The 9,241-nt window shown below is 56.1% G+C and carries 5 protein-coding genes and 1 pseudogene; 5 read left to right on the top strand and 1 reads right to left on the bottom strand.

What is annotated here, in order from left to right:
- The first annotated feature begins 231 nt into the window (after window positions 1-231).
- The 5 genes from FHS27_RS19995 (at window position 232) to FHS27_RS20015 (ending at window position 8,601) form a co-directional block, all read left to right on the top strand.
- Entirely contained in the window at window positions 232-732 is a 501-nt protein-coding gene (locus tag FHS27_RS19995; RefSeq protein ID WP_044257398.1) for a Fur family transcriptional regulator, read from the top strand.
- Between the two features lie 210 nt (window positions 733-942).
- Window positions 943-2,553 carry a 2,3-bisphosphoglycerate-independent phosphoglycerate mutase gene (gpmI, locus tag FHS27_RS20000; protein WP_184306613.1) on the top strand — a complete coding sequence of 537 codons (1,611 nt, stop codon included), beginning with the start codon at window positions 943-945 and terminating at the stop codon, window positions 2,551-2,553.
- Between the two features lie 238 nt (window positions 2,554-2,791).
- Window positions 2,792-4,183 carry a glycosyltransferase family 87 protein gene (locus FHS27_RS20005; protein WP_246420306.1) on the top strand — a complete coding sequence of 464 codons (1,392 nt, stop codon included), beginning with the start codon at window positions 2,792-2,794 and terminating at the stop codon, window positions 4,181-4,183.
- 188 nt (window positions 4,184-4,371) lie between these two features.
- Window positions 4,372-7,332 (top strand): AsmA family protein, encoded by a 2,961-nt coding sequence (locus tag FHS27_RS20010; RefSeq protein WP_184306614.1) that lies wholly within the window; start codon window positions 4,372-4,374, stop codon window positions 7,330-7,332.
- A gap of 135 nt (window positions 7,333-7,467) precedes the next feature.
- A complete protein-coding gene (locus tag FHS27_RS20015) occupies window positions 7,468-8,601 on the top strand; it encodes a polysaccharide biosynthesis/export family protein (RefSeq protein ID WP_246420308.1) in 1,134 nt (377 codons plus the stop codon).
- A gap of 418 nt (window positions 8,602-9,019) precedes the next feature.
- Here FHS27_RS20015 and FHS27_RS30825 read toward each other — a convergent pair.
- Window positions 9,020-9,241, bottom strand: a pseudogene (locus FHS27_RS30825) (hypothetical protein); the annotation flags it as partial.

The following is a 9,241-nucleotide window of genomic DNA, read 5'->3' on the forward strand; positions in this document are numbered from 1 at the left end:
GGTGTTTTGAAAGAAACACCGCGTTTTTTGCATTCCAACTCCGCTTTATGCAGAAACGGGAATTCGCCTGCGTCCGTCTCGCGGGGGGAACCTGCAGTGCCCGCCGCGATTTTTCGCCTCAGGCGGATCGCCCACTTTGCTAAGGACAATTCTTACCCAAATTGCTATGCTGGGAGCCCGAAAGCCGAATTCTCGGACCAGTCAGCCATCCGCCAACTGTTTATCTGTTTCATGTCTAGCGCCGAATCCCTCGAACGTCTTGAAGTCGCACTGACACCTCAGGAACGATTCGAAGAATACCTGCAGAGTCGCGGCCAACGTCAAACGAAACCCCGGAAATTCCTGGTCGAGACGATCTTCGCACAACACGCGCACTTCGACGCTGACGAATTGATCGAGAAACTACCCCGCAAGGGCGAACCCGACTATGTCAGCTCGGCGACCGTCTACCGATCGCTGCGTGAATTCGTCGACGCGGGCCTGCTCAACAGCTTTCAGCTCGACGGACGGACGGTCTACGAACTCGATTACGGCTACCCGCAACACGACCATCTGTACTGCACTCGCTGTCGCAAATTGATCGAATTCCGCAGCGAATCGCTGGTGGAAACCCGCGATGCCGCTGCCGCTGAACACGGCTTTCGCGTCACCGGACACCGACTGATCGTCCAGGGCGTGTGCCGTGAATGTGCGGGCAGTCGCCGGAAAAAACGCAAACAAGACCTCGTCTAAGCCCAAGAAGATCGACAGCCGATTCCAAATCTGCCTCGGTTCCGGGTCCGACCAACGCGGCACAACGGACACGCCACTGCGGCGAGGAGTCACCCTGGGATTGCGGGCCGCCTGACGGTCGATATGGTGTGGGCTGCGAGTCGTCGGTGCAGCCGCCGCTTACTCGTTCATACGCTCTTTTGACCCTCACCCGCTGACTCGAGTACTGACGTGACTCAACTACGCCGCCGCCCTGTCGTCCTGATCGTTCGTGATGGATGGGGCCAAAATCCAGACCCGAAATGGAACGACTCCAACGCCGTTTACCTCGCCAACACGCCCGTCGATGAAAAACTCACCGCCGAATATCCCTCGGTACTGATCGCGACTTCGGGTGAAGACGTTGGGTTGCCCGACGGAGTGATGGGCAACAGCGAAGTCGGCCACCAAAACATCGGCGCCGGACGCATCGTCGACCAAGAAGTGATGCGGATCACCCGGGCGATCCGCGATGAGTCATTCTTCTCCAACCCCGTCGTCACCGGCGCGGTCAAACACATCGAAAAGTCCGGCGGTCGGCTTCACTTGCTCGGACTGATGTCCGACGGGCGTGTGCACAGCGACCTGCAACACGCGATGGCAATCATCGATCTGGCCAAACGCAGCGGGCTGACCGGCGACCGATTGGCAATCCATGCGATCACTGACGGCCGAGACACCTCGCCTCACGGCGGGTTGGGTTTTGTTAAGAGCATCGAAGACAAATGTGCCGAAGCCGGTGTCGGCGTGGTCGCATCGGTCATCGGTCGCTTCTACGCGATGGACCGTGACCTCCGTTGGGAACGCGTCCAAACCGCCTACGACATGCTGACCAAGGGCGCCGAACGAACCGCCGCCTCCGCGTCCCAAGCGATCCAAGACTATTACGACAATCCGACCGATTCCAACCGTACCGGCGATGAATTCATCGTCGCTACCTCCGTGGTCGATGAAGGTAAGTCACCAATCGTGATCGCTCCCGGTGATGCGGTGATCTTCATGAACTACCGCGGCGACCGGACTCGCGAAATCACCAAAGCGTTCACGTTTGACGATGACGCGTGGAAGGACATCCCGGGCGGTGGATTTGATCGCGGCGGCAAACTTTCAGACTTGTACTTCGCGACCATGACCGGATACGAGACCGGCCTGCCCGTCGAAGTCATCTTCGAGAAACCACCGAAGATGCCACACATCCTCGGCGAAGTTGTCGCGTCGGCAGGACTGAAACAATTCCGCTGCGCCGAAACCGAAAAATATCCGCACGTTACGTTCTTCTTCAACGACTACCGTGATAATCCGTTCGGTGGCGAAGATTGGGGAATGGCGCAATCGCCACGCGACGTTTCGACATACGACCAAAAACCGGAAATGTCCGCCGAAGGAATTACCGAACAGGTGCTCAAACACCTCGAAGCCGGTGACGAAGATCTGTACATCGTCAACTTCGCCAACGGTGACATGGTCGGACACACCGGCGTGCTCGCCGCAGCGATCAAAGCGGTCGAGAAAGTCGACAACTGCGTCGGCCGAATCGTCGAGGCAACCTTAGCGGCCGGCGGCAGCTTGGTCGTGACCGCAGACCACGGCAACTGCGAACAAATGATCGATCCGGAAACGGGCGGCCCTCACACCGCACACACGACCTACACGGTTCCGTTGATCGTGGTCGATCCGGATTCGAAGGGCAAAACCCTCCGCACCGGTGGTCGGCTGGCCGACATCGCACCAACCGTGTTGGCTCTGATGGGACTCGAAAAACCGAAGGAAATGACGGGCGAATCCCTAGTCGAAATTTCTTAGGCCCGCGAGCCTCTCACCAACTGCAAACTGCCCATCGCCAAAACCGTTCGCCGGCGGCGATGGCAGTTCGCTGCCGCCAGGAAGCTCCCGAGCAACCTGAATTCGCTCGCAACATTCACACGCCATTGCAGGCGGCGAATTACACTAGACGCGTCTTTCGAATTCACGCCGAATTTGTGCGTCGCTCTTTTCTCATGTCGCCCCAAACCTGCTCCCGCTCGCCTCTCCGTCCGCTTTCATGCCCGCTGCCGATATCGCTACTGAAACGAACACGGCAGCCGACTCCTCCGAGGTGATGTCTGACCGCGATGACGAACGGGCTGGCGTTGCTCACCAACGATGGCATGTCGGCAACCGAACGCTCGCGATCGTGGCGGCGTTGATGCTGACGATCGGAATCGGCGGGACGGTTTTCCGGACAGTAAAAAAGTATCAGGTCCCTGGTCCTTTCACTCCGGATAAACAAGGTCTGTGCGATTTCCACAACGGCATCTACTTCCCGACGCGAGCTGTCCTGGCTGGCGAAAGCCCGTACAGCGACGCGTATGCAGCGAAGTATCCGGTCGCTCGCCAGATCCCTTTCTTTTCGCCCGTAATCCTGTTGCTGCATTCGCCGCTCGCGTTGATGCCGCTGCATCTCGGTGAAGCACTCAACATGCTGCTGCAGATCATGATGCTGTTTGCCATCGCAGCAGTTTCGGCGCACGCGGCGGGTTTTCGATACCGGTTGGATGTCGCGTTGATGATTGCCGCCGGAATGATTTTTACCCGTGGCGGCCACATCACTTTGTTCAACGGTTACTTCACTTTCCAACTCGTCCTGGCGACCTTCCTCGCCGTCGCGTGGGCTGATCGCCGACCGATCTCGTCGGGATGGATGTTGATGATTGTTTCCGCTAAACCTACCTACATACTCCCACTTGGGTTCTTAATGCTCGCTCGAGGCAACGTACGAGCGTTGATCATCGGTGCGATTCTTAGCATTGCTGCGGCAGTGCTTCCTCTTGGATGGATCGCCTACCATGAAGGCGGCGGAAACCTCAGTGAAGGCATCTCCATCTTGGCCGGTCAAATTGTCGACACCCAAGAAGTCCATCGTTCGATGGAAGACGAGTCCCCCGTGTTTTCTTGGACGCGTTTGGACCTGTTCGCCATTGCTGCAAAATGGACGGGCAACGACCCCGGCGATTTGCCACACCTGCTTGCCATGTTCGGCCTGCTGGCAGCACCGATGCTCGTCCTCTTTCGACGCATGCGAAACGGCATCGATGACGGCATCGCGGGGTGGACGGGCACACTCCTGATGCTCGGCCTGTTAGTAAGTCTCTATCACCAATCCTACGACTCGCTGTTGCTGACCGCCCCGATCGCAGGCGCTGTCGGGCTGCGATTAACCGCGTGGCAACGGCTCAATTTTCTAACTCGATGGGCCCTGATCGCGTTAATGGCGTTGCCCCCGTTGAACTATCTTTCGACGAGAACCTTCCTTCATCGCTTCGAATTATCTGAAACGATGACCCGAGTCTTCACCAGCCTCAATGGCATCAGCCTCGGTATCGCTTTGCTCGTTATCTGTGTCATCGCCTGGCCAACAAAACCAACCGCCCCCGTCGATAACGATCCCTGCTAACAACGATTCCATCGCTCTGGAACGAACGAAATCAGATTAGCGGCGGTTGCCAATGATTCGGTACGATTGGCGCGGCCTTTGCCTGAACGGTTCAGTTTCACGCAGCGGCTACGTCTCGGGTTCTCGTGTTCCGCAGGCGACGATGCATTTTCACGCCAATATGCCACCCGGAAGGAACCGCTCCGACCGTGCGTTACCTACTCCTGACATGTTTGCTGGTGTTGTTGCCTACGGTCTCGCTGGCACAACAGAAGCCAAACCAAGCCCCACCTGTTCCGGCCCAGCCGAAATACTGGACGACAAACTGGTCGTTCGACGACATCGATATTGGCAAGATGGCCGACCGACTGGGAAAGATCGGCATCGAAACCGGTCTTGAAATGCAAGGCACCGTTTCGGTTCACTTCGAGGTTGGCATTCCGATCAACGCCCTGCGCGACGGCGCGGCCTATCGTTTTAACGGAACTCTAACCAGCCCGTCGCTCGTGATCGACGGCGTGCTGATGAAAGATCTGCGGACGATTGTCACATATCGCGACGGAGTTGCCACGCTCGAAGATCTCAGCTCCATGGTCGTCGACCGCGACAGCCAGCAACAATCCGCCGGCTCTGTCAAAGGCAAAGCGACATTGGGTTTAGTGCCGCGAGAGGATGTCACCGCAGAAATCACCGTCACTGATTTGGCAATCGCCCCGCTGGCCGATCTGCTCGCAAAGTATCTCGGCCAATCGAATAACACTCTGCCCAGCGATGGATCGTTTTCAGGCAATGTGAACTTTCGCGTGCCACTGAAAACCGTCAGCGACATCACGACTTATCAGCTCGATGGAACGCTAAGTGGTCGTGGGCTCCGCGTCGCCAACCTTCCACCTGCAGATTTTGATGCACGTCGCGTCCGCATCGAAGACACGAAACTGCTTGTCGAAAATTTCTCGCTGGACGCTCGTGCAAACAATCGATCAGATCAACGGGTTCGTTTGTTCGGCAATGCAAACGTGCCCCTCTCCACCAATGGCGATTTTGAGATCGAATTACTTGGTGATGATATCCCTGTCGGGACAGTCGCCGGCCTGTTTGCAAACCAAAACAAAGACAACAGTGGCGCACTCGTCCGCGGCAAACTCGACTTCCGAGTAACCGGCAGCGGGCGATTGCACGAAAACCTTGAGCAATCAAGTTGGAATGTCCGAGGCTCGCTCGCTTCTCCCCAACTATCGATTGCCGGCGTGGACCTGGGAACGATCGAACATCACGTCGAGTTGACGTCAAGAGAATTCAATATCGTACCCATTCGTGATACTGCCGACTTACCAAAGTCGTTTCGAATCGGTGAACTGAAATCACGCTATTCAATCAGCGATGAAACGCTGAAGATCGAACAGATCGACGCCACAATCTTCGACGGGCGCTTGTCAGGTTCCGCGACAATGCCGTTTTCTGAATCAGGCACCATGCTGGCGAATTTCGACATCGTCAATATTCAACCACGCATCGAACTCCCCATTGCCGGACGGCGAGTTTCGATGTCGGCGGCTTTCGACGGAAATGTCGATTGGCAAGTGCCGCTCGCCTCAGTTGACCAACCAAGCACTCACCAAGGACAGTTTGAGTTTTCTCTATCGAACGCGACAATCGGGGAAGCCGTGATTGGCAACCTACATGGCTCCGCTTCAGTCCAATCCGGCGATATCTCACTGAGCGTCAAAGGCAAATTGTTCGACGGCACTGTCGCGGTCCAAACAACCGCGAACATGCAAGCAAACGATCGATGGTCCGATCTGCCAACGCATCTGGCCACATCCAAATTTGAATTTAACAACGTGTCCTTGCACCGATTGTACGAAGTCGCAACGGGCTCACGGATTGACCTGACCGGACTGGCATCGGGTCACCTGACGGTCAACGATTGGCACCTGAATTCTGGGCCGGGCTGGCAACTCCCGTCGGCAGAGATCCGACTAACCCTCTCGCGAGTCAGCCATCGATCGCGTCTCCTTTCTCGTTCGATGCGTCTCGAGGGACGACTACGCAAGAATGCATTCGAAATCGTTTCGCTAGTGGGTGATTATGCCGACGGCGATGCTCGCGTGAGAGGACGCGTGTACCTGTTTGACGAAAAACGCACCATGCGTCCGCGAGCAGACCTGCATGCTTCGGCAAGCCGGATCAACCTCGCGAAAGGACTCTGGTTTCTAGGCGATGTCGCGAACGATTTCCAAGGACGTGCGTCTCTCTCAGCGACCATTTCAGGCTATCACGATTCGATTCGCGTTCGTGGAAATGCCGACGGTCGTGATTTGGTTTTATACGGACTCCCGCTCGGAAACGCACACAGTGGCTTGGCAGCCGACGCGAACGTGACACGTCAGAGTTGGCAGCTCCGCTTTCCTTCGGTTCGATCGAGCCAAGGTGGTGGGCAAGTCGACGGAGAACTCTCTCTCGCGTCGACTCGTCGTGGCGGACGGGGAGTAGATTTAGAGAGTCGTTGGCACACAAGACGTGTCGATTTTGTTCGCTTAACTCAACAACTCGGACAATCGACTTCAGTCGCCAAAGGTGAGATTACCGGCGACTTAACGCTAAACGGAAACGCGATCGAAAGCATCGATGACCTGACCGGTCGCTTTCGCTTTGCACTCGGTCAAACTCGAGGAGCGGCAATACCTGGACTCCTCGGCGTCTCACGCTTTCTCGGACCCGTTTCGTTGGTAAATCAACGTTTCGACGTCGGTGAGGCCAAAGGAGTGATCGGTGCTGGGGCGGTCACGTTTGATGAATTTTGGGTCGGTTCGGACAACGCACTCGTTCAGGCCGACGGTAGAGTCTACATCCGTAGCGGTAGAATGAATCTCAATGCCCTAATTGCCACGGGAGACTACCGCGACATCGCGGCAAACTTTACGCAATTAGCACAACAGTACGCACTGAGATCATTGCTGCCCGCATCCGCGATCCTTGATGTGTCAGAACTCCTGCGAGATCGCACTCTGGTCGTCAACGTGATCGGCACGCTTCAAGACCCGATCGTACGCGTCCAACCCGTGCAAACGTTTCGCGAGGAAGCTGCGAGGTTTCTCTTACGTGAGGGGCAACGTTTGATCCTGACTGGCATCACCGCCGGAACCATCGACAGTCTTGACGGCAAATAGATCAACGATGGCCTCATCGAGGTCCGATTGTGACGGTTCTATTCGTTGCATGACGCCAACCGATTGACCAACGCTCGCCGAACGCATTGAGCCGATTGTTCTCATGGAAGCGATTTCACGGGAACAGGTGATACAATGACTTGCACGGATAAAGACGTTCAATACTTCAATTATCGAATGGTTTGCATCCTAGGTCTCGTGGCAGCGTGTCTGCTGGCAGGTGGATGCAGCACCTTGGGTCTCTCGTTGTACCCCTCGAACTCGATGCTAACGCGGGAAGCCGAAGCCGTTCTGGACGCGTCTCGCATCCCACGCGGCATGCCACGTGAGAACGCGAAGTCGGTGCTACCACCGCACGCGCTCGAACCCGGCGATGCGCTGTTAATCGAACCGGTCAACCTCGAACGTGACTTACGTTTACCGGCCGACCAAATTGTGCTGGCTGACGGAACCGTTGACCTCGGTCCGTACGGTCGTGTCGTCGTCGCGGGGCAGAGTCTTGAACAAGCCGAGTCGTTAATCGAGCAGCAGATTGCATATCAGTTGCGGCAACAACGTCAGTCATGTAAAGAGTTTGCGAGCGAGGAAGACCGCGACGCCATCGAATCGGCAACGCTGCCCGATGACTGCGATGCGATCGCCATCAATGTTCGAATGCTGGAACCCGTGCATCGCTACTACGTTCTCGGCGAGGTCAACGCCCCCGGCTCTTATCCTCTTTCAGGATATGAAACCGTTCTTGATGCAATCGTGACCGCAGGTGGTCTCACCAGCAGTTCGAATCCATGCAAAATCTTGCTCGCCCGTCCCACCGATCCGTGTGATTGCCGCGTGACTCTACCTGTTTGCTATCGCGAGATCGTGCAACTCGGTAACACCTCATCGAACTACCAACTACAACCAGGAGACCGCATCTTTGTCTCGTCACGATCCTGCATGGACGAACTGATGTTCTGGCGAGCCAGTCGCACGTGCTCTCGATGTTCCGGTTGCAATCGAGCCTCCTCAAACCCACCTCTCGTCAGCGCACAACCAATGTCGAGCGTCGTCAACACCATGATCCCGCCCGGCAGCGTCGGATGGATGCGACTAGCCAACGACCCCCTACGTCCCAACGACTTAGTCGAACCCGACCAATACGCCTCTCCCTCGTCGAACCCAACCTTAAAAGACTACCTCGACACCGACGACCAACTCCCGTCACCCAAGAACCCGCCTCCCACATCCGACATCGACGGTGAACTCACCTTTCCCTCGCTGTCACAATGAAAAATTAAATACGAACTGACTCGCGTGCAGCACCGATGTCGATGGGCGAGCGAAACGAAGATCAAGCAGGTAGTCAATGCCTCGTCGGTTGCCGCCAATAGCTGCAAGCTGAAAACCAAAATGATCGAGCGTATTGGCCAATTCTGAATGACCGTTTGATGTCTTGAAGCTGATTCTTCATCGATCAAAACGATTCATTGCATGAGGAGGATCGACCAGATCTTCTTGACTCACGAGCTACTGGATTTCCGTAGCCCGTTTGAAGCAAGTTTCAGCTCAGTGACAACTCTCGTCCATTAGTTTCGTAATCGGGACGGTCAAATTTCTGTTCGCTGTCCGAAGAACGGCAGTGCTCCCCAATCGGTGCCACCAGCTCCCCAATCGGTGCCACCCACGAATGGCACAGTCATTGACATATCTACTTTGTTTCAAACAAGTTGTCTCCAGCAGCGAGTCTTGCTCGTAGGACCTCGCGGGGTTGCATCATCAGGTTGTAATTGCTGCCTCGTTTCTTTCGCACTCGCGGTTCAAAACGCCCTGGACGTTTGCCAACGACGCATTTGCCAATCTGCTCCAAGCGGCTGACACAGTAGCTTCGCCGAGCCGTTGGAGTGAGGATGTCGATCAGATCCCAAGCCGC

The sequence above is a fragment of the Aporhodopirellula rubra genome, from assembly GCF_014192335.1.
Lineage (GTDB): Bacteria > Planctomycetota > Planctomycetia > Pirellulales > Pirellulaceae > Rhodopirellula > Rhodopirellula rubra.